This window comes from Microcoleus sp. B7-D4 (genome assembly GCF_036705125.1).
In the GTDB taxonomy this organism is placed as follows: Bacteria; Cyanobacteriota; Cyanobacteriia; order Cyanobacteriales; family Microcoleaceae; genus Microcoleus.
The window spans coordinates 1-20930 of sequence record NZ_JAUBTT010000062.1; the positions used below are offsets into that span (position 1 = coordinate 1).

Annotated in this window: 23 protein-coding genes and 1 tRNA gene; 8 read left to right on the forward strand and 16 right to left on the reverse strand. The window is 45.5% G+C overall.

The window, feature by feature from the left end:
• Positions 1 to 216: 216 nt before the first annotated feature.
• From QUB12_RS23465 to QUB12_RS23480, 4 genes are all read right to left on the reverse strand, one after another.
• Positions 217 to 378: a PIN domain-containing protein gene (locus QUB12_RS23465; protein WP_333138415.1), complete on the reverse strand. Its 162-nt coding sequence runs from the start codon at positions 376 to 378 to the stop codon at positions 217 to 219.
• A complete protein-coding gene (locus QUB12_RS23470; protein ID WP_333138413.1) occupies positions 350 to 595 on the reverse strand; it encodes a twitching motility protein PilT in 246 nt (81 codons plus the stop codon). The genes QUB12_RS23465 and QUB12_RS23470 overlap by 29 nt, the downstream gene beginning before the upstream one ends.
• Positions 585 to 839 (reverse strand): type II toxin-antitoxin system ParD family antitoxin, encoded by a 255-nt coding sequence (locus QUB12_RS23475; protein ID WP_333138411.1) that lies wholly within the window; start codon positions 837 to 839, stop codon positions 585 to 587. The genes QUB12_RS23470 and QUB12_RS23475 overlap by 11 nt, the downstream gene beginning before the upstream one ends.
• 484 nt (positions 840 to 1323) lie before the next feature.
• Complete coding sequence (locus QUB12_RS23480) at positions 1324 to 1542, reverse strand: type II toxin-antitoxin system HicB family antitoxin (RefSeq protein ID WP_333138409.1); 219 nt, start codon at positions 1540 to 1542, stop codon at positions 1324 to 1326.
• Positions 1543 to 1655: 113 nt separating this feature from the next.
• Here QUB12_RS23480 and QUB12_RS23485 point away from each other — a divergent pair, with 113 nt between their 5' ends.
• The 3 genes from QUB12_RS23485 to QUB12_RS23495 all read left to right on the forward strand — a co-directional run bounded on the left by QUB12_RS23485 (position 1656) and on the right by QUB12_RS23495 (position 2689).
• Entirely contained in the window at positions 1656 to 1856 is a 201-nt protein-coding gene (locus QUB12_RS23485) for a hypothetical protein (RefSeq protein ID WP_333138407.1), read from the forward strand.
• A 299-nt stretch (positions 1857 to 2155) separates the two neighbouring features.
• Complete coding sequence (locus QUB12_RS23490) at positions 2156 to 2311, forward strand: GYF domain-containing protein (protein WP_333054718.1); 156 nt, start codon at positions 2156 to 2158, stop codon at positions 2309 to 2311.
• 111 nt (positions 2312 to 2422) lie between these two features.
• Positions 2423 to 2689 (forward strand): hypothetical protein, encoded by a 267-nt coding sequence (locus QUB12_RS23495; protein ID WP_333138405.1) that lies wholly within the window; start codon positions 2423 to 2425, stop codon positions 2687 to 2689.
• 112 nt (positions 2690 to 2801) lie between these two features.
• On the opposite strand, the gene QUB12_RS23500 is transcribed toward QUB12_RS23495, so the two are convergent.
• A tRNA-Phe gene (locus tag QUB12_RS23500) sits at positions 2802 to 2874 on the reverse strand.
• Positions 2875 to 3006: 132 nt separating this feature from the next.
• Here QUB12_RS23500 and QUB12_RS23505 point away from each other — a divergent pair.
• On the forward strand, positions 3007 to 5670 hold the full coding sequence (locus QUB12_RS23505; RefSeq protein ID WP_333138403.1) for a glycosyltransferase family 39 protein: 2664 nt from the start codon (positions 3007 to 3009) through the stop codon (positions 5668 to 5670).
• Between the two features lie 204 nt (positions 5671 to 5874).
• Positions 5875 to 6792, forward strand: coding sequence for a cobalamin-binding protein (locus QUB12_RS23510; protein ID WP_333138401.1), 918 nt, complete (start codon positions 5875 to 5877; stop codon positions 6790 to 6792).
• A gap of 311 nt (positions 6793 to 7103) precedes the next feature.
• Here QUB12_RS23510 and QUB12_RS23515 read toward each other — a convergent pair whose 3' ends face one another.
• From QUB12_RS23515 to QUB12_RS23540, 6 genes are all read right to left on the reverse strand, one after another.
• Entirely contained in the window at positions 7104 to 7733 is a 630-nt protein-coding gene (locus QUB12_RS23515; protein WP_333138399.1) for a fasciclin domain-containing protein, read from the reverse strand.
• 971 nt (positions 7734 to 8704) lie between these two features.
• Complete coding sequence (locus tag QUB12_RS23520) at positions 8705 to 9487, reverse strand: MBL fold metallo-hydrolase (protein ID WP_333138395.1); 783 nt, start codon at positions 9485 to 9487, stop codon at positions 8705 to 8707.
• 701 nt (positions 9488 to 10188) lie between these two features.
• Positions 10189 to 10776 carry an aminodeoxychorismate/anthranilate synthase component II gene (locus QUB12_RS23525; RefSeq protein WP_333054712.1) on the reverse strand — a complete coding sequence of 196 codons (588 nt, stop codon included), beginning with the start codon at positions 10774 to 10776 and terminating at the stop codon, positions 10189 to 10191.
• A 177-nt stretch (positions 10777 to 10953) separates the two neighbouring features.
• Positions 10954 to 11466 (reverse strand): diacylglycerol kinase family protein, encoded by a 513-nt coding sequence (locus QUB12_RS23530; protein WP_333138392.1) that lies wholly within the window; start codon positions 11464 to 11466, stop codon positions 10954 to 10956.
• Between the two features lie 161 nt (positions 11467 to 11627).
• Entirely contained in the window at positions 11628 to 12164 is a 537-nt protein-coding gene (gene ybeY, locus QUB12_RS23535) for an rRNA maturation RNase YbeY (RefSeq protein WP_333138390.1), read from the reverse strand.
• Positions 12165 to 12370: 206 nt separating this feature from the next.
• Positions 12371 to 12589, reverse strand: a complete 219-nt coding sequence (locus QUB12_RS23540; RefSeq protein WP_333308595.1) for a DUF3285 domain-containing protein — start codon at positions 12587 to 12589, stop codon at positions 12371 to 12373.
• Positions 12590 to 13022: 433 nt separating this feature from the next.
• Here QUB12_RS23540 and QUB12_RS23545 point away from each other — a divergent pair, with 433 nt between their 5' ends.
• Positions 13023 to 13841, forward strand: a complete 819-nt coding sequence (locus QUB12_RS23545; protein ID WP_333138388.1) for a hypothetical protein — start codon at positions 13023 to 13025, stop codon at positions 13839 to 13841.
• Between the two features lie 189 nt (positions 13842 to 14030).
• A complete protein-coding gene (locus QUB12_RS23550; protein ID WP_333308596.1) occupies positions 14031 to 14966 on the forward strand; it encodes a DUF1350 family protein in 936 nt (311 codons plus the stop codon).
• Here the strand turns inward: QUB12_RS23550 and QUB12_RS23555 are convergent.
• From QUB12_RS23555 to QUB12_RS23575, 5 genes are all read right to left on the reverse strand, one after another.
• On the reverse strand, positions 14963 to 15775 hold the full coding sequence (locus QUB12_RS23555; RefSeq protein WP_333308599.1) for a DUF4058 family protein: 813 nt from the start codon (positions 15773 to 15775) through the stop codon (positions 14963 to 14965). The two genes, QUB12_RS23550 and QUB12_RS23555, sit on opposite strands and share 4 nt — an antisense overlap.
• A 151-nt stretch (positions 15776 to 15926) precedes the next feature.
• Complete coding sequence (locus QUB12_RS23560; RefSeq protein ID WP_333308601.1) at positions 15927 to 16712, reverse strand: DUF4058 family protein; 786 nt, start codon at positions 16710 to 16712, stop codon at positions 15927 to 15929.
• A 32-nt stretch (positions 16713 to 16744) separates the two neighbouring features.
• Positions 16745 to 17536 carry a DUF4058 family protein gene (locus QUB12_RS23565; protein WP_333308603.1) on the reverse strand — a complete coding sequence of 264 codons (792 nt, stop codon included), beginning with the start codon at positions 17534 to 17536 and terminating at the stop codon, positions 16745 to 16747.
• Between the two features lie 109 nt (positions 17537 to 17645).
• Positions 17646 to 19475, reverse strand: coding sequence for a threonine--tRNA ligase (gene thrS, locus QUB12_RS23570; protein WP_333308605.1), 1830 nt, complete (start codon positions 19473 to 19475; stop codon positions 17646 to 17648).
• Positions 19468 to 19617: a hypothetical protein gene (locus tag QUB12_RS23575; protein WP_333308607.1), complete on the reverse strand. Its 150-nt coding sequence runs from the start codon at positions 19615 to 19617 to the stop codon at positions 19468 to 19470. The genes thrS and QUB12_RS23575 overlap by 8 nt, the downstream gene beginning before the upstream one ends.
• Positions 19618 to 20033: 416 nt before the next feature.
• Here QUB12_RS23575 and QUB12_RS23580 point away from each other — a divergent pair, with 416 nt between their 5' ends.
• On the forward strand, positions 20034 to 20363 hold the full coding sequence (locus tag QUB12_RS23580; protein WP_333308609.1) for a DUF2605 domain-containing protein: 330 nt from the start codon (positions 20034 to 20036) through the stop codon (positions 20361 to 20363).
• Positions 20364 to 20930 lie beyond the last annotated feature (567 nt).

Genomic DNA, 20930 nt, shown 5'->3' on the forward strand with positions numbered 1-20930 from the left:
TGACGGTTGGTTTTTGAGTGCGACGGGCTGTCCTGAGTGCGATCGGGCGATCGACCTTTATTAATTTTTCTCAAAAAAGGGATCTCGCTCCTCGATCATCAGTTAAAAGGTCGATCGCCCTTTACTCCTTTTTCTCAATAAAGGGATCTCGCCCTTTTGGAATAAGTCAAAACGTGCGATCGCCCTTTACTCCTTTTTCTCAACCAAGGGCAATCGCTACCAATTAATTACCGTTAAACTTGTTACCTTTGCAAACTCTCGATCGGCTGTCACCAAAGTTGCTGAATTTTGGATTGCCATTGCTGCAATAACCGCATCCGGTAGTTTCAAGCGATGTTGCTGGCGAATTTCAATGATTTTCAGAGAGCAAGACAGCATCCATCGCCACTAAACCAAGAACCTCCACTCGTTGCAGAAACTGCTCAAAGATCTGACGATCGTCTTGAGTCAGCCCAGGAAATACCAGAAACTCAATTTGGCTAATAACTGAAACTCCAATCCAATCCGCATCTTTCAGTAATTCAATGAGTTGAATATTTCCTTGAAGCAAAGCAACGATCGCATTCGTATCCAACACATAGCGATTACCACTCATCGCGTAGATTCCTCTGCATTGTTACTGCATCTCCCTGCCAAGTTAATCGCCCCACCAAATCAGAGAAATCATAGCTGGGTTTCTGCTTCTCCTCTGATGAAACCGGATTCAAAACAACTAAAACTTCTCGTTCTTTTAGCAATTGTAACCCAGCCAGAATCACTTCAGAAGCAGATGAGTACCTACCGTTTTTGACTGTTGATTGAACAAACTGCTCTAGTTCAGGAGTTAAGGATATATTCATGATGTTGAGTCACCTATTTGAGTCAACTATTACCCCATAATAACAAAAATTATCAAATTTTGTTATTTAACATTTTTGGCTACGGGAAGATTTTGCGAGATCCTTGCTTGTAAGCGCAGATTAGCGATCGGCCTTATAGCAATCCTAAATGATTCAGATAAATTTGTAGGGGTAGTGCCCCCGTGCCTACCCCCTATCAATCGGGCAACCACGGGGGGATTGCCCCTACAATAATTATGCAAATGATTTAGGATTGCTATAGTTCCTCTTTCTCAAGAAAGAGCGATCGGCCTTCATTCCTCTTTCTCAAATAAGAGCGATCGCCCTTTTGGAATTTGTCAACAAGTGCGATCGCCCTTTACCCCTTTTTCTCAACCAAAGGCATCGCCCTTTTGGAATAAGTCAAAAAGTGCGATCGCTCTTTTTGATATGGAAAAGTCGATATCTCTTTTGTTCTGAGTCAAAAAGGGGGATCGACTTTTATTTAAGCTGCCACGATTGCCGGACTCGGAGGCACTAAATCTTCTTCTTGGCAATACTCAAGGTAGCTGGAGCTCGCTTCTTTAGCATTGGCGATCGCTTCTTCATAAGTTTTCCCATAAGTACAGGGCTGCATTGCAATTGTTGCAAACTCTGGCAGTGTTACCAAATACAGTCCATCCTCTTGTGACCATTGAATTAATAAACTATAGCGGTAATTCATTCCTCTGATTCCTCTGCTGAAGAATTGTTTCTAACTCTTGAATTGCTTTTTTTAACAAGTTCTCCAAATACAATGGTGTATCCTCAACACAAGAAGAGATTTTAGGATCTGCTGTGGCGCTAGTGTGGGTGGCGGTGTGGCATTTCTGGGGGTGGCCGCGCGAAGTAGAAATTGCTAGAGGTAAGCCGGAGGCTAAGAAAAAGCGATCGCCCAATTCCAACTTACCCGCTCCGAATCCGGTAGAACAAGAGCTCAACCAGCTCAAAGCGACAACTGGAATGAATCGGATGAAGCCAATCGATTTTAGATTTTAGATTTTAGATTTTAGATTGACTTGCGCGAGATAAATGCTCTTTCTTGAGGATTTTCGATTTTAGATTTTGGATTGATTCCACGGATAAATCACGTGGCGGATGCCACCTTTGAAATTCGCTTGTCAGTAAGGAATGAGAATTAAATAACTTACCATGCGTGATGGTTCTTGTGGGATGGGCGTCCCGCCCGTCCAGAAAGGGCGGGCGGGACGCCCAACCCACTTTCAAGAGTGTAAATTATTTAATTCGCGATCCTAAGACGATCGACCCAGCCAACTCCTGAAGTTCCTCAATGGTACGTGTTTCGCAGCGGTGAAGCCAAAGGGCCCTATACCAGATTGCAATTATGGGAGATTGAGGAAATCACAGCCAGAACCAAAGTGCGGCGCGGGGAAGCCGAGTGGCAGCGCGGCGGTGAAATTCCAGAATTAGCGTCGTACCTCACTCAAAAATAAGACAGTACACGTCACCGCACGTCGATCGGCGCTTAAGACGATCGCGCTCCCCAGAAAGTAGCGCTATTCTTAGAAAAGGGATTTGTGTCAGCGAGACTCCCGGAGATTTTTATGAATATTACTTTGAGTCCTGAGCAGGTGAAATTGATCGAAGCGCAATTAGCACTGGGCCAGTTTAGCTCGCCGGAAGAGGTGATTACAAAAGCCCTCCAGACTTTGACTCAAACACGCCAGCATTATTGGGAGTGGGTGGAGGAGGTGCGCTCTTCGGTGGAGGAAGCGGAGGCGGAACTATCGCGAGGTGAGGGAATCCCCTTAGAGACTGCCATCGAGCAATTGCAGGAAAAGTTTCGCAAGGCACGAGAGGTTCAGGGATGAACCGATGCTTTGTCTCTCCCACAGCAAGCCGAGACTTGAATGCCATTGGTGATTATTTTGTTGGCTCAAGTTTATATAAAAAAAAACCCTCAACTTTGTGAGGGCTTTGCGATGCCAGGAACGAGACTTGAACTCGTGACACGTGGATTTTCAGTCCACTGCTCTACCAACTGAGCTATCCCGGCTTGTTTTTTCGCGCTTTACTATCTTAGCAGACACATACAGAATTTAGCAAGCACTTTTTCAAATTAATTTTCGATCGCCCGGAACCGCCCGCCTGTAAGCTAAAAGCTGCAACCTAAAATCCAAGAATCGCAATGGCACAGCAACATCGGGACAGCGAGGGCAAGAGTCTGCTTGTCTTGGGCATAATTTGGCTGCTGGGGGCAATTAGCGATCGCCTCTGGTTTGCCCTCGATCGATCTGTCCCGGCGTGGGATCAAGCAGACTACCTGACTAGCACCCTGAAATACTTGCAGGCGTTGCAGCATCCTCAGTGGCTTTCCGGGGAGTGGTGGACAAACTTTTGGCTGCTTTCGACGAAAATTCCGCCCTTGGCATACATCTTAACGGTTCCGTTTCTTCAGGTTTTCGGTACTGGGGGCGATCGGGCAACCCTCGTTCATTTATTATTTAGTGCAATTCTCCTCGCCTCAGTCTACAGTCTGGGCGTCCAATTATTTAACCGGCAAGTCGGTTTGTGGGCCGCTGCAATTTGCGTTTTGTTACCCGGACTTTATCGGTTCCGCTTGCAATTTTTACTCGACTATCCCCTCACAGCGGCGATTACTTTGGCTTTCTATTGTCTGACAATGTGGAAGCAGGAATCAGGAAGTTCGGCAGCGGATTTAACGGATAGAACAAAGTTGGAAGAAGGAACCAAGAAAAAGTATAAATTCTCGCCATCGGGGGCGGGCACGGGGGCACCGCCCCTACATACCCTCTCGTCGTCATCTTTCTTTTGGGCGATCGCCTTTGGAATTTCTCTCGGCTTATCAATATTAGTTAAACACACGACTGTATTATTTCTGTTTACCCCGATTGTGTGGTTGGCTGTGGGTGCTGTGCGCCAAAAAGCTTGGGGGAGATTAGGTCAATTAACTGGTGCTTTGTTGCTGTCGGTGGCGGTGTTTGGGCCCTGGGCGAAAACCAATTGGCTGTTAATTTTGACCGGGGGAAAACGGGCTACGCTGGATTCTGCGATCGCCGAAGGAGATCCGGCCCTCAATACGATCGACGCTTGGATTTACTACGGCCAACACTTACCCGAACACATTTCTTGGCCTCTGTTACTTATTCCCTTAGTAGGATTGATACTTTATTGGCGTCGCAGGCCAAATAGTTCGTCAATTTTGCATCTCAACTCCTGTCGCTGGCTGGCTGTTTTCTGGGGAGGAGCTTATTTAATTAATTCTCTAAATATCAACAAAGACGACCGATATGTGATACCTTATTTGCCAGTTTTATCTATTTTCTTAGCCTACTGTTTAACGCTGTGGCCTTCTCGGTGGGGACGACAAATTCGCTGGGGTACAATTGGCTTGGCAATTTTGGCGATGCTGTTCCATATCTTGCCGCTGGGAGGTGCTCTGGGAAATAGCTTAGTCCAAATTATTAGTCCCGGCAATTCTAACTATCCTTACTTGGGGAAAGAGTGGCCGCACCGAGAGGTAATTGCAGAAATTATTGATAGGGAACCTTATTTGCAATCTACTTTAGGCGTGTTGCCTTCTACGCCGGAAATTAACCAGCATAATTTGAATTTTTACGGTGCTTTGGCTAATTTTCAGGTTTACGGGCGGCAGGTGGGAACGAATTTAAAAGAAGTGCCGCAAGATGTGCGATCGCTCTCTTGGTTCGTAACTAAAACTGGCCCGCAAGGTTCGATCCGCGAAAAAATTAAACAAGCTCAAAATGCAGCCGTAACCGCGATTGAAAAAGGGGATAAATTTGACTTAGATAAAACTTGGATTTTGCCAGATTATACTAATTTAAATCTTTATCGCAAGCGAGTGCAGCCTGTCGAAATACAGCCGTTGAATGAATCGCGATCGCAAGTACAATTAGATCGAGTTACTGTCGCTGCAAAAGCAGTTCCCGGAGTCGCGCTACCGGTTACTTATACTTGGTCTGGGCCTTGGCAGCAGTTGCAGTCTGGTTTAGTGTTGGTAACGTGGCAAAATCAGCAGTCTGGCGATATTCCACCGGGACAGACTTTCAGGATTTTACACGATCGCGCGATCGCCCAGGCAACTTTGCATCCGGGGATGCTGGAAGCGGATAAATTTGCTGTGGGGTTTCGAGTTGTCGATCGCACAGCGATGCTTCCTCCTGCTAATATTGCACCGGGAACTTACAATCTGCAAGCTACTTATCTAAATCGGAAAACTGGGGAAACTTATCCGATTAATGTGCCGGCAGTTAGTGTTAAAATCGAGGCAGAGCCTCTGGATATGCGTTCCCAGGCAGAGCCGGGAAACGAGGATAATACAGATCAGCCTGAGTTAGATTTGGTGACTCAATTGCGGGCGATGGCGGTTAATTTACCCAAAGGATTGCCCGGTTTAGAACCCGTGTTCGAGCAGATTGGGCGCATCAATCAGTACGATCCAATTCAAGATTATACCGTGCAAGCGGAACAAGCGTTAGAATATCGGTTGAAACAGGAACCAAATAATCTAGAATTGGCTTATGCTTTGGCATTTTCTCGGGTATTGCAGCAGAATGTCCAAAGTGCGATCGCTGCCTTAGAAAAAGTCACTCAACTCGACTCAAAAAACCCTTACGCTTACGCATATCTCGCTTTCGTACACCTGTACGGCTGGCATCCCAAAGCCGCTCAAACAGCCTTAAAACCTGCTCTCGCTCTCAACTCCAACCTACCGGAGATTAGAGTTTTAAACGGTGTAGCGGCTCTGATGCAAGGTAATCTCATTCAAGCATGGCAAGATTTGCAATACTTAAAAAAACTAAAAATTTAACAATCTCTTTTATTGTGGCACGGGCGTCCCGCCTGTGCTTCTAAATCTGTCAAGCCTGTGCTTTTAAATCTGTCAAGCCTGTGCTTTTAAATCTGTCAAGCCTGTGCTTTTAAATCTGTCAAGCCTGTGCTTTTAAATCTGTAAAGCCTGTGCTTCTAAATCTGTAAAGCCTGTGCTTCCGAATCAGTGAAAAACAGAAAACCAATGAACCAACCAAGAATAATCTCTCTAATTCCCAGTGCCACCGAAATTGTAGCACTTTTAGGATTAACCGATGCAATTGTGGGCCGTTCCCACGAATGCGACTATCCCCCAGAAATCCAAAATTTACCTGTTTGCACTCAGCCTAAATTCAATCCCGAAGGAACTAGCAGCGAAATTCACAACCGCGTGACAGAATTGTTGCAAAATGCCCTCAGCGTGTATAAAGTAGAAATAGATACTGTGGAAAAATTGCAGCCGACTCACATTATTACTCAAGCTCAATGTGAAGTCTGCGCTTGTTCTCTAACAGAGGTTGAACAAGCAGTAAGCACGCTGGTAAATAGCAAGCCGGAAATTATTTCTTTGCAGCCGAATCTGCTATCAGAAATCTGGACGGATATTCAGCGAGTTGCTGATGCTTTGGGCGTAGATGGCAAAAGCGCGATCGACCTTTTGCAATCCCGCATCGATGCTATTATCTTAAAAACCAAAACATTAACCGTTAAACCCAAAGTAGCTTGCATCGAGTGGATTGAACCTTTGATGGCTGCGGGTAACTGGATTCCCGAATTAGTGGCAATGGCGGGAGGCAATTCGCTATTTGGAATTGTCGGCGAACATTCCCCTTGGTTAAAATGGGAATCGCTAGTAGAAGCTAATCCCGATGTAATTATTTTCATGCCTTGTGGCTTTGATTTAAACCGCACTCGCAACGAAGCACTGCAGATAACTAAATACGCAGAATGGGCTAATTTGCAAGCAGTAAAAACGGGGAAAGTTTACATAACTGACGGCAATTCTTACTTTAATCGACCGGGGCCGAGATTGGTTGATTCGTTAGAAATTTTAGCAGAAATTCTCCATCCCGAAATCTTCAATTTTGGCCATCGGGGTAAGGGTTGGCAGCCATTTTTGTAAGTACCCACAGTTAGCTAAAGCTTGATATACAGCCTCTTCGGTGGTTCATGAAGTACACTATAAAGCTATATTGTGTGGTGTTAATCTGTAGGGTGCGGATCTGCGAAATATTGGTCGATAAAACTTACAGATTGACGGGTGGCGACGCACCTTACACGGGCTAGAAGATTGTGTGTACCACATCTACATGGAATATGCTATATATTAATTCTGAATGGCCTGCCACACAAATAAGGACACAACAATGTTGTGTCCTTACTTCGCTTTCATTTAACCGAATCTGACATCAATTGATGCAAAAAACGCTAGTCCTACTTGGCATCAGGGGGCATCAAAACCTTGTCAATTACGTGAATCACGCCGTTGCTAGCTTTGATATCAGCTTTCACAACATTACCGCCGCTGACAGTAACTTTGCCTGCGTTAACTCCCACCTTCAGCGCGCTGCCTTCCACACTTTTAACATCGCCGGATTTTAGGCTAGTAGATAAAACCGAACCAGGAACAACGTGGTAAGCTAAAATCTTAGTAAGTTGGGCTTTGTTTTCCGGTTTGAGCAAATTCTCCACAGTTCCTTCTGGCAAAGCAGCAAATGCCGCGTCAGTCGGAGCAAAAACAGTGAAAGGGCCTTTTCTTTGTAAAGTTGCAACCAAGTCTGCTGCTCCCAAAGCCTTTGTCAGCGTCTTGAATTGAGGGTCGCCCGATGCAATAGCAACAATATCCTTAGCAGCAGCAGTTGGTGCCTGTGAAGTGCCAGTTGGTGCCGGTGAAGCAGCGGTTTTCACATTTCCTGCAACTTGTTGAGTTTGAGTTGCATTAGCAACATTGGTATTGGAGGTGATGTGAGCCCAAGCCGGGAAACCAATCAACGCGCTAGCGCCGATTACTCCTGCGAAACCTGTCAGTTGTTTGATCCAGCTAGGTAAATTTTGATTTGTCATAAAACCTGTCGGTAAGTGGGAAACTCAGTCGCTGCATAGCGCTGAGAGGAAAACGATCAGCGGTTTCAACCGCCTTGAACATTACAGGGGGATCGTTTGATTCGATGTAATGAATGTGATGTACTTTTACGATCGACAATTACCACTTCAAACCTCACGATCCTGTACCCATAATGTTTGCTCTTTCGAGCCTCCCTTACGGGGTAATGTTAGCTTCGACCTTGTTATAAGAGCTTGCGCGGGCTCGCAACACTGTTCCAGTGACCTTGGAACTGTTTAATCACGAGCGACAGAGCGGGGAACTAGCTACGCATTCGCCCGGTGTCGTGACTCAAATAACGGCTCCTCTTACGAGGGGTCTGGTCAGCACAGCTTGGGAGAGATTTCTCGCGACCAAGCTCAGTCCCTTTAGGGCTGGGTTGCTGACTGCGCTTGCATTTCCTTTTGACATCCTCACCGGGCTAAAGCCACGGTGATTCCCAAGCATCACTACTTGGGTTTCTGCTTCATTGCACCTGCCTCCACCCTCAAGGAGTTTATGGTCTTACGGTCGCTCCACAGACTATCCCCGCTAGCCCAGCGGTTCTTATGTATCGAGAAATCTCAAGATTTCTGTTTGTTTGCGTCACTCAGGGATGTTGTACCATTGCCCAATAGTGCTTTTCCCGGTCTACCGATTTGTCTGCGCCGCCAGTTGTTTGCTGGACTTCGCTCGTATAGGCTGTCTGATCCATCGTCGCGGGTGGGTCAACGACCACTTTAATTATAGTGAAAAATTTGTAAAGCCGTCCTAGAAGGACGGGGTTTCTACCCAAATTTTCCGATGATATAAAACCGTGAACATGAATTGTTATGTTAGCCAAATATCGACAAAAAGCAAGGTTGCTAGAGGCTAAGGTAGAGAGAAAATTCTCTTGCATCCCCGATCGAACAAAACTTCCTTAATATAACGCAACCTAAAAAATCTGGCATCAACCGCTAAATCTGTAACTCAAAACCTCAATCACCGAACCAGTTTGGGGTAAGTCACCAGATTTGATCGAAATCGTGTCATTATTCAATCGGCGCACCGGCGTACCATCCATCAGCGCCAAGAATTCATCTAGCGGCACCAAATCGCACGCAGCAGCATCGGCGGCTTGGGTTTTGAAATGTGTCGGAATCACCATCTTTGGTTTGAGAAGTTGCAAAGTTTGCTTCGCTTCCGCCGGAGTGTAAGCTTTCGGCCCGCCGCCCACGGGAATCAGCACTACATCGGGCCGCCCGATCAAGATTTGTTCTTCAATGCCGATCGGGCCAGCAACTCCGCCCAAGTGTAAAATCTTAACGCCCGCTTGCTGCCACAGCCAAGCCACATTGACCCCAAATCGCCGTCCTCCCTCACGGTCTTTTTGGGTCCGAATCCCTTGAATCCGCAGCCCGTTAGACCTGTAAGCCCCCGGTTCGTACAAAAGGCCGGGATTGCCCGCAAATCCGTCGATCGCCCCTTCATCGAGCAACCGACTGCTAATCAGAATCAAATCTGTTGGCACTTTAGGAGAGCGATAGCCTGCCGTACAGCCCAGGGGGCGAAAAGGATTCACCAGCACCCTCGCACCGCCACCGGTGAACAAGAAGCAAGTGTGGCCCAACCACTGAATCGACAAGGAATTAGTAGTTTGAGCTTGATAGCTTTCCCATCCAGATGGCAAACCAGTGGACAAAGCTGCTAGCAAACCCGTCTGTGCGTAACGTATTAATTGTCGCCGTTTCATCAAAAACACTCGGTAAGTGGGAAACTCAGGGTATGAAAGACCTGAGAGGGAAAGGACACGGCGATTTCAATCGCCTTGAATCTTTCTGTATCCATTACCGCCTTGGAGTTGCTGGACTTGGTGTACTTTTGTAATGCACTTTCGGCAGGACAGTTACTGCCTCAAACCTTGCAACTCTGTACGCATAATGTTTGCTCTTATGGAGCCTCCCTTTCGGGGTAATGTTCGCTTCGACCTGGTTATAAAGGCTTGTTAGACCTGCAACACTGTTTCAGTGACTTTAAAACTGTTTAATTGCAGATGACAGAGCGGAAAACTAGCGTCGCATTCTCCGGTGTCATGACCTAAATAACGTCTCCTCTGTAAAGAGGGGTCTGGTCAGAACAGCTTGCAATTTCTTACAAGCTCAGTGGCGTTGATTCCCTGAGTTCCTGACCTTGTGGTTGCAGTTGTCGGGTGTTGGTCGTTTGTTGTTATACCACAAAACACCGTCAGTCGATTTTAGATTTTAGATTTTAGATTTTAGATTTACTGGCAGCATTGAATCTGGAATCTCGAACAGGAGTGTAAAATTTGGGGTTCACCACGACAGGAGTGGGGGGCTTGTATCCTTTTTGGGGCGGTTCAGGTGCGAAAATGTGTACCCTACTCTCACCGTAAGGTGCTATAAGAGCGAACCCTACAAATTCAGAGAAATTCAACTAAAGTCTTTCTAAGAAATTTCGCAATAATTGCTTCCCCGAAGTCGTCAAAATACTTTCCGGGTGAAACTGCACACCTTCAATATGCGGATATTCCCGGTGCCGCACCCCCATAATAGTTCCGTCTTCAACCCAAGCCGTAATTTCCAAAACTTCTGGACAACTCTGCTTTTCAATTACCAAACTGTGATAGCGAGTTGCAATCATCGGCGATTCGACGCCCTGAAAAACTCCGACTCCTGCGTGTTCTACCTGAGAAGTTTTGCCGTGCATCAACACGGGTGCAGAAACAATTTTGCCGCCGAATACTTGACCGATACTTTGATGTCCGAGGCACACGCCTAAAATTGGTAGAGTCGGCCCCAATTCTTTGATTAATTCCAGAGAAATTCCCGCATCTTCCGGCCGCCCCGGCCCTGGAGAAATCACCACTGCCGCAGGCTGTAATTGGCGAATTTCTGCTAAGGAAATTTGGTCGTTGCGGTAGACTTGCACTTCGCTTGCTACCGGCAACTGGGCACCGAGTTCTCCTAGATACTGTACCAAATTGTATGTAAAACTGTCGTAGTTATCGATTACTATAATCACGGGTTAAGTTGGATTTTAGGTTTGAGATTTTAGATTTTAGATTGACTCGCTGCCTGAAAGCAAGGGTTTTAAGATTTTAGATAGATGCCCAAGATAAAAATAGTTGCAATATAGACGAATAAAACTAAAAACCTCCCATTGGTCATCTAAAACCTAAAATTTGCTGAGGCCAATAATTTACTGACGGGCGATCGCAATTTGAACGACTGCCCACAAGGGAGGAAGCAGAAGTGCACTACCGACGATCGTAGCAGCCATTGCCGATACCAGAACCGCTCCCGCACCGCAGTCTTTGGCAATTTTGGCTAGTTCGTGGTAAGATTGCCCGACTGTCAAGTCTACCACCGATTCGATCGCCGTATTCAACAGTTCCATTGCTAAAACTATGCCAATGGTGACGCCGATCACAGATATTTCTACAGGTTTCAGTTGCAAAAATAGGCCGAGTCCGATCGCCAAAGTGCCAATAACAGTGTGAATCCGAAAATTGCGCTGAGTTTCAAAAGCATAACTCAGACCACCCCAAGCGTATCTAAAACTCGTAGCTAAGCTAGATGCGATTTTCCAGGACAGATCTCGGTTGTATTTCAAGGCTTTTTTAGACTCGTGGACTGTCTGGCTAGAAGAGTCTTGAGGCATGGGCAGAAACTGTGCGATTTGTGATGAAAGTGAGGGTCTATCTAGTGTCATAAAGAACCAACTTTAATTTACAGAGATGAATGAAGGCTAAACTTTTCAAATTAACTACATCAAGTCTAGGTAACTTTTCTAAGTTTTTACTAAAGTTTTGGTTTAATTTCAGAAAGTTATGTTGGGCTTGACATGATTTGTTAAATCACCATCCACTTCAGTTATGCTGTTTGGATCGTAAGACCGATCGCCCGCAGCAATGTTTCCTGTCGATCGAGCATTTGAGTCAGACTTTCTTCATCCGGGTGATCCCAGCCCAAAAGATGCAGAAAACCGTGGGCTGCCAGCCAAGCTAGTTCGGTTTTCAGGGGATGTCCTTGCTGCTGGGCTTGTCGGTTAGCTGTATCGATCGAGATGACGATATCACCCAAGTATAGGGGTTCAGATGACTGCATTTCCTCTAGCTGAGGACAGTCTACCTCTAAAGCTGCGAAAGCTAGTACATCGGTCGGTCGATCTTGCTGGCGGTACTGGAGGTTGAGGGCTTGCATCTCCCTATCGGCGGTTAAACGCAGACTGACTTCGTAGCCCGGGGCCACTGGCACATCCGCCGCCTGGTTTTCCAGCCAAACGCTAAACCAATTTTCCCAGGTTTCGGCCAAAATCTCCCCGCTGGCTGCACTCTCAGGGAGGTTGGAAGCGTCGGCTGACTGCTGGGCGAGCCCGTAACAGTCTTCGACGTTCACCTCGATTAACATTTTTTTGCTCTCCTGTCAAGGGATATATTAAATTTTTTTACAAATTCCAATTGCGCGATCGAACGGCAGGGGATTTTGCTGTTGCTGGCAACATACAGTAATCTGTTAGAGATTGCAACAGGCAGGCAGAACAATCAGCTTAACTCCCGATTAAGAAATATGAAAAACATCAGCAGAAATTAGAGGCTGATTGTTAGAATCCCCGATTAAGAATTGAAATAGCGATCGAGAAAAGCCAAACCGACGAGTACGCCTAAAAGTCCGATCGCTGTCAAGGCAAAATGAAACAGAGAAGTCCCCCGCTTGCGAACCATGTTCCGCATCGCCAGCTTGACATAACTCGGTGGAGGTGCAGTGTTTGTCGGTGCTGTCGGGGTTTCGGCGGACTCTTCTGAGGCGGGAATTGCTGAGGGAGGTTGACTCATAACGGTTAGTTTAAAAGGTTAAGAGAGGGACTGTTGAGGACAGGCTCGTCCCGATGTTAACAAATATGTAACGTTTTGTGTAGGATTTTTTAGCTTTTCGATCGCCCCGGCCCATTAAAGGGGGATTATACCAACAGATTAATGTGCGATCGCCCTGATAATCAATTCGATATTTTCTTTTCATCTTCAGAGACACAAGGATAAATTAAATTCCCGATCCGTGTTCCTGTGCGCTTTAACAAAAATTTTTAAATTGTCAAGTCGCACAATCAAGCGACACTCATTTGAGTTAACTCAAATGAGTGTCACCAGAAAAAGCGACTGTTAACCAACCGCGACGGGCAGTTATTCATAGATATAGCGACGGAAAAACAGAAACAAAATTTTCCGGCTAAATAACCCAAGCTAAAAGTTAAATTACTCAAACAAAAACATGGAAGTTTCCACCTTTGAAATCCTCGCCGCACCGATCGCACCTGTGATGGGCATCCCTCCACAACTCATCCCAGTGGCTCGTCGAATCGTTCAGGGATACTTTCTCACCATCTCCAATCTCGAAGCGATCGACTTGCGATATCGGATTGAGTTTACCATCAGCTTACCCGTGCCGGCAAATCCTAATAAAATCTTGCTCAACAACGCTTTCTTAGTTGTTGACGTTGAAGGCACTAACATCGAGGTACCTCTGACTCAGCAGCCAGGAAAACCGAAGGTATATCGCGCATTTTTCACAATACCCGCTCACAAAACTGCATCTGTTCAATTGTTGCCCATTCTGCCAAAAACTCTGACTCCAGGTTTGTTGGAAGTGCGCGGCTATGTCTCGCTATTTGTGCCAGCGCGCTCCATCTTTCCAAAGCCTCAACCCCAAAGCAAGAAACCAGTCAAGGTGTTATTGAATCCCGAAATTCGCGGTACTTTCTTGCCAAACGATTTCCCATCCGAAAATCCAACTTTACCCGACTTCGATCAAATTAATTACACATTAGCGATCGCCAGTGGAAAAGGCTTGAACGAGATTACGCCTGAACCAGGTAAACCAATTATCATCGATTTACCAATTGTTGGCCCAATTTTGGAAGAGTTACGCAACGGTAATTTGGACTTGGCTACTTTGGAAGCAGACAATTCAGAAAAAGCTCAAATGCTAGTGCAACTGCTGGCCCAACTCGATGCCAATGATGTCAATTTGAAAGAGCTAAATACAGTGATGGATAAATTCGATATTCCTGTCAGAATGTCTCGCGGCTAGAACTGTTAAATGGTAAGTAACTGTAGGGTGGGCAATGCCCACCTTACGTTTGATTATAGCGGTTCTCAAAAAAGTGATGTATGCCCTATGCCCTATGCCCTATGCCCTATGCCCATGAGTACCTCATCTTTCTGAGAAAGGCTATACGTTTAATTACCCCCACTTATACACTCAGTGAGCTTTATTCAAATGTCGAACTCATTTAAATTTCAGCCTGTTTCTTTTAGTTGGGTGGCTGTTCATCCGCAGCCCAAAGGAGTTGTTCAATTTATTGGTGGAACTTTTTTTGGTAGTTTGCCAACTTTGTTTTATCGATATTTTTTACAGCAGTTGTTTGAAGAAGGTTATACCGTAGTTGCTTTGCCGTTTAGATTTACTTTTCGTCACTGGCCGATCGCTATTGGGTTATTAAAAGAACAGGAGATTCTGAGAACAGAACTGACCCAAATTGCTCAAAGATTAGGCTATGAAAGCGAAATTTATCAAGAACCATCGAGTTATTTTTGGGTTGGTCACAGTCTGGGATGCAAGTACATTGCTCTTTTAGAATTTTTAAGCGACGATCGGTATCCAAATATTGTGGAGAAATTCTGCGATCGCCCTGACTACGAACGGATTCAAAGGTTAATCGAAAATCTGGGCATCGACAGACCTTCAATTAAAGGCCAGCCGTCCTTATTAATTGCTCCTGATATCAGCAATACAGAGAGCGCTATTCCAGTGCGATCGCTAGCAAAACTGTTAGACAAATTCCGCTTAGGAGTGCTACCAACCAGAGAACAAACTCAATGCTTTATTGCTAATAGTTCTCTGTTTAATTTAACAGCAATAATTTCTTTCGATCGAGATGATATTGCTGGTTCTACCAATGATATCAAAAAAAGTCCAGAACAACAAAAAAACAGCGATGTACTTTGGCTCATACAACAGCTAAGTAATAGAAAATTGCCTTTATTGAGCCAGGAAATAGAAGGCAAACATTTAGAGCCGATTGGCGTCCAAATCGGTTACTATATTGTTGACCTCAATCCTTGGGATAAATTCATCAAACCTCTGAAAAGCCGATTCCTGGAATATTGGTCTGTTCATTTTTTGGATGCTTTGAAAAAGCGGTTAGGCCCTTAACTATCGGTTGTTATTTGCGATCGCCCTTTCAATCCTCTCTCCTCCAACAGAGAATCGGCCCAAACAGCATCAGTTTCGGACAGCGCAGGGACTAACTGGGCCGTATAATCGAGGGTAATGTCATAGGCGGCGCGATCGTACACTGTATTCAGCAACGCCTGTAAATCCACAATAGGCTCCACATCGCCTGCACCCAAAGGCAAAGGAAAACAGGGAATCGCATCTGGTATATTAAATAAGTATAAATCTGCAAAAGGTCTTTGATTGCCCCGACTCACCAAAATCCGATAATGGGCTGCAATATCATTGTCCAAAACCGGGAGAGGTTGCCAACCCCGCAACAAATCAATCTCCACGAAATTAGTGCGACTACCGAACACCTTATCCCGCTTTTCCTCATACATTTCGTGCCCTTTTCCCGGACGTTTATTAGCAGGTGAAAGCACCTCAATCACCGTCACAACTTCCTTAGTGGCCATATCTATCACCTCCAAATATCCTTCTCTCACCTCCTCAGACATCACTAATCTGATTTTCAAAGGCGCGGTAGTTCGTGTAGCGACAGCCACATTCGATGTAATTGGATTTCTGGGAATGGGATTGCGCTGGATAGAAACATCGGGAATTCCGACTAACAGAGATTGTTCCCCCTTGATTTCATAAATTCGCTTTTCAATCGCCACTCGATATTTGGGTATCAGTTGTGGAACCAAAGCATCTGCGATCGCCACTATCAACCTATTATGTACTTCTGGCCAAAAGTCAGGACTTTCTAAATAAGGATTCATCCCTGGAAACGGATTAGGCATTGATTTAACTCCTGTTGATTTACCTACTTAGGACTTATGCACGGGTGGCCAGAAACCGGGTTTTTGTCCAGAAGACGCCTTATAGCCCGCAAAAACCGCAAAAAACCCGGTTATCAAGGTTTTGATGCGTCCAAGACTACTACTTCTATTATCACCTTAACTCTCTTTCCCGAAGCAGAGAATCGGCCCAAGCTGCATCAGTTTCGGACAGTGGGGGAACTGGTGCGACGGTGTAATCTATTCTAAAGTCATAGGCTGCGCGATCGTAAACCCCATTTAATAACGCTTGTAAATCTACAATTGGTTCCGCATCACCCGCGCGCAAAGGCAGGGGAAACGGAGGAATCATATCCGGTAAATTGAAAAGGTACAAATCCGCCAAAGGCCTTTGATTTCCGCGACTCACTAAAATTCGATAACTTGCCTCAATATCGTTATCAAAAACTAACATGGGTTGGTAACTTCGCAGCAAGTCAATCTCAACCAGATTAGTGCGACTACCAAACACCTTTTCTCGCTTTGCTTCATACATTTCTCGCCCTTTGCCAGGGCGCTTATTGGCAGGTGACAGCACTTCAAGCACTGTCACAACTTCCCTAGTTGCTGTATCTCTTACCTCTAAATATGCTTCCCTAAATTCCACAGGTACTGGCAGTCTTACTTTCAAAGCTGTCACAGGCGGTGCGGCAACTGCAACATTAGAAGAAGTAGGGTTGGTTGGACTAGGAGAACGCTGCACAGTCACATCAGGAATCCCCACTAATAGGGAATTGTCCCCGCTAAGCTCATAAACTCTTTTTTCAATATCGACGATATATTTGGGCAGCAACTGCGGCACTAATGATTCAAAAATGCTACTAATTAGCAAGTGATGTACTTGAGGCCATAATTCAGGACTTTCTAAATAAGGATTCATCCCTGGAAATGGATTAGGCATTAATCTAGCTCCGGTTAATTTACCTACTTCTATTATCCCCTTAACGCTCTGTCCCGCAACAGAGAATCGGCCCAAACAGCATCCGTTTCTGACAGCGGGGGCACTGCATCGGCTGTGTAATCAATTTCAAAATCATAACCGGCGCGATCGTATACTTGATTAATCAGCGCCTGTAAATCCAGAACCGGCTCTACATCTTCGGGACGCAAAGGCAAGGGAAATGCAGGAATTGTATCGGGAAGGTTAAATAAGTATAAATCTGCGATCGGGCGTTGATTGCTGCGGCTGACTAAAACGCGGCAGTCGCTTTTATGGGAATGTCCGAAAACTGGCAAAGGTTCCCCACCCCGCAACAAGTCTATTTCGACTAAATGGGTACTGCTATCAAATATTTTATTTCGCTTATTGTCATACTTTTCTCGACCTTCCCCCCGGCGTTTATTTGCAGGCGAAAGCACTTCAAGAACCGTGACAACTTCCTTGGTTGTCATATCGATTACTTCTAAATATCCTTCCCTAAATTCTTCCGACACTGGGATTCTCACTTTTAAAGGCTGCACAGTTCGGGAAGCGACGGCGACAGCATTAGATGCGATCGCACTTGCGGGAAGGCGTTTCTGTTGGATAGAGACATCAGGAATCGCTACTAATAGAGAATTTTCACCTTTGATTTCGTAAATTCGCTTTTTAATAGCGACGCGGTATTTCGGGCGCAATTGCGGAGTTAACGACTCCTTAATCACACTAATCAGTAAATGATGGACTTCTGGCCAAAAATCAGGATGTTCTAAATAAGGATTCATCCCCGGAAATGGATTAGGCATGAGCGTACTTCCCGTTTACCACTACTATTTTAGCAGCTCAATAAAAAAAACGCAGACAATATCAACATATCATCTGCGTTAATCCCCGTGCATCTGCGATTAAAATTCCCTAAAAATTGCCATAACTGCTAATAGCCCCCTGCAACCTCCGAATCACTTCATCAACCGAAATCGCCCCCAACTCCCCAGAAGCACGAGTCCGAATATTCAAACTATTCGCCTCAACTTCCTTCGCACCCACAACACCCATCACCGGAATTTTATCCTTCTCAGCATTGCGAATTAACTTGCCCAAACGCTCGCTATCCTCATCAGCTTCAGCGCGAATATTTAGCGCCTTCATCTTCGCCGCCACTTCCTTCGCAAACGGCAAAAACTCCGCGCTGACAGGCAACAACCGCACCTGAATCGGCGCCAACCACAGCGGAAAATCCCCCGCATACTGCTCGATTAAAATCCCGATCAAACGTTCCAAAGAACCGAAAGGAGCGCGGTGAATCATCACCGGACGCTTGCGAATACCGTCTTCAGCGACGTATTCCAAATCAAAACGTTCTGGCAAATTATAATCTACCTGAACAGTTCCTAATTGCCATTCTCTATCCAAAACATCTTGGAAAATGAAATCGAGTTTCGGCCCGTAAAAAGCCGCCTCCCCAATTCCCTCAAAATAATTCATTCCCAAAGTTTCCACCGCGCGGCGAATCGCACCTTGAGCCTTTTCCCAAGCTTCATCGGAACCGATGTATTTCTCTAAATTGTTCGGATCGCGGAAGCTCAAACGCGCCTTAAAGTTTTTCAGTTGCAGACTCTTGAAGACTGACAGAATCAAATCCACCACATTCAAGAATTCAGCATCCAACTGTTCCGGCGTAACAAATAAGTGGGAGTCATCCACCGTAAAGCCGCGCACCCGCGTTAAACCGCCCAATTCTCCCGATTGTTCGTAGCGGTAAACTGTACCGAATTCTGCTAAGCGCATCGGCAATTCTCGATAGGAACGCAATTCGCTTTTGTAAATTTGAATGTGAAAAGGGCAATTCATGGGTTTCATCACAAAACCCTGTTCGTTTGCTGCCGCTTCCTCATCCTCCGCCATCAGCGGAAACATATCTTCTTTGTATTTCTGCCAGTGGCCAGAAATTTTGAACAAATCGACTCTGGCAATGTGCGGAGTCACAACTTGCAAATAACCGCGCTTGATTTGTTCTTGTTTCAAGTAATCTTCTAAAATACTTCTCAAAACAGTGCCTTTCGGCGTCCACAAAGGCAAACCAGGCCCCACCGGATCGGCAAAAATAAATAAGCCTAATTCTTTGCCTAATTTGCGGTGATCGCGCCTTAATGCTTCTTCTTTGCGGTGTTTGTATGCTGCTAATTGTTCGGGAGTTTCCCAAGCTGTGCCGTAAATGCGCTGTAACTGAGCTTTGGTTTCGTCGCCGCGCCAGTACGCGCCTGCTAGACTTTCTAGCTCGATCGCCTTTGGATTCAACTCACTGGTATTTTCTAAGTGAGGCCCGGCGCACAAATCCCACCATTCCTCCCCCACATGGTAAAGAGTAATTGGTTCGATCAAACCTTCTAAAATTTCTAATTTGTAAGGTTCGTTAATCTCCTTAATTCTGCGTTCCGCTTCCTCGCGGCTGACTTCTTCGCGAGTTACAGGCAATTTACGGTTGATGATTTTGATCATCTCTTTTTTAATGGCTTTTAAATCCTGTTCCGTAAAAGGTTCGGGAGTGTCAAAGTCATAATAGAAACCGTTTTCAATCCAAGGGCCAATGGTCACTTGCGCCTTGGGAAATAACTTCTGTACCGCCATCGCCATAACGTGGGAGGTGGTGTGGCGAATTTTTTTTAGTGATTCCGACTCACTCGTGCGGGGCAACTCAATTTTAACGGACTCTTCTGGAGGGGACATGGATTCTGAGCTAGACATCGGCTGAATTAGCAATTAATTTAGTGGCAGTTGCTTCTATATTACTCAGATTGGGACAGCAAGCGCCGACTTCAGGTTGGGGGACACTCCGGGAAATTAGGTCATTCTGGGCATGGGGCATGGGGCATGGGGCATTGGGCATAGTTTTTTTCTTCCTTCTTTCTTCTTCCTTTCATCCGTTACATCTCACATCTTGCACCATTGTCAAGAACAGGCAAGATGCCTGTTCCACAAAGAGTGAATTTTCTTGTGGAACAGGCCGAAAAGCCTGTTCCTAAAAAGCTTATTGAGAATGGTGCAACATCTCAGTTACATCCGTTACATCCGAAGAAAGCGAATCCCTTGCCGAACTTCCTTCTGCTATGAGCTATTGCTAGCGAGTCTGAGCCGATATTGCACAATTTGGGGATTTCGACTCAAAAATCGCTGCTGACACAGTTAAATTTATTCACACCCACCTACTAATTGTTGTGAAACCCTTGAATTTTTGTTAAAATTATGTTACAATTTGTAAAGACCGTCTAAGACTATAATAGATAAATAACCCAATTTTGATCCATGCTTAATTCCAACTTGCCAGAGCCAGAATTGCTCAAAGCGTTACTGGAACCGCTCTTAGAGGATTTTACTTACTGGTTCGACCGATCGGCAAAACTCTTAGAAAGTGAGGAAATTCCCTTTCTCAGCGACGAAGATCAATCTGACTTGCTGGCGCGAGTCAAACAGGCTCAGCAAGAAGTAGGCGCGGCTAAAGCTCTATTTCAAGCAACCGGAGGTCAAGTTGGGATTGAAACAGCAGCACTGATGCCGTGGCACAGACTGCTCGCCGAATGCTGGCAAGTATCGGCGCGCTTTCGCTCATTGCAGTCAGCTCCCCCTGGAAAATAAGGAAGCGAGTTCAAGTTCAACTTGCAGTCAAATCCGCAATCTTGGGAAATGTGGCGGCTGACTTGACAACCTCAAACAGATTTCCAGTTAATAAGTTATCAGAAAATTGGGTTTAAAACCCCGTCCTTTTAGGAAGGCTTTATTTCCAAAAAGTTCTAAAAGTTTCCCAAATAGTACCCTATACTACAAAGAGATACAGGTAGAATAACCGCGAGCATCGAATGGATAACCAACCCCAAAATGACCCGCTTGAGAAACAATAATGTCTCGTGGGTGGCGAAAACCACAAAAACATAGCTAGGGTAGCCATCGCGCACCCATACCAGAAAACTCAAAATCTTAGTAGTTAGATGTACCGTAGGGCATACGGGAACAAAGGGAATGAGCCCTTAACGCTTGGGGAGACAAGCCCTCTGGGACTATTCAAATTAGGCTCGAAGCTTCGTTCAATTGGACGGGTTTTTGGTTTAAATATTGCCGAAGGGATGAATAGTTTAAAGGTATGTCAGTGAACCAAGAATCCCCGCGTTTACGGCCGGGAGTGTCAATACTTGCTGAAACACTTTT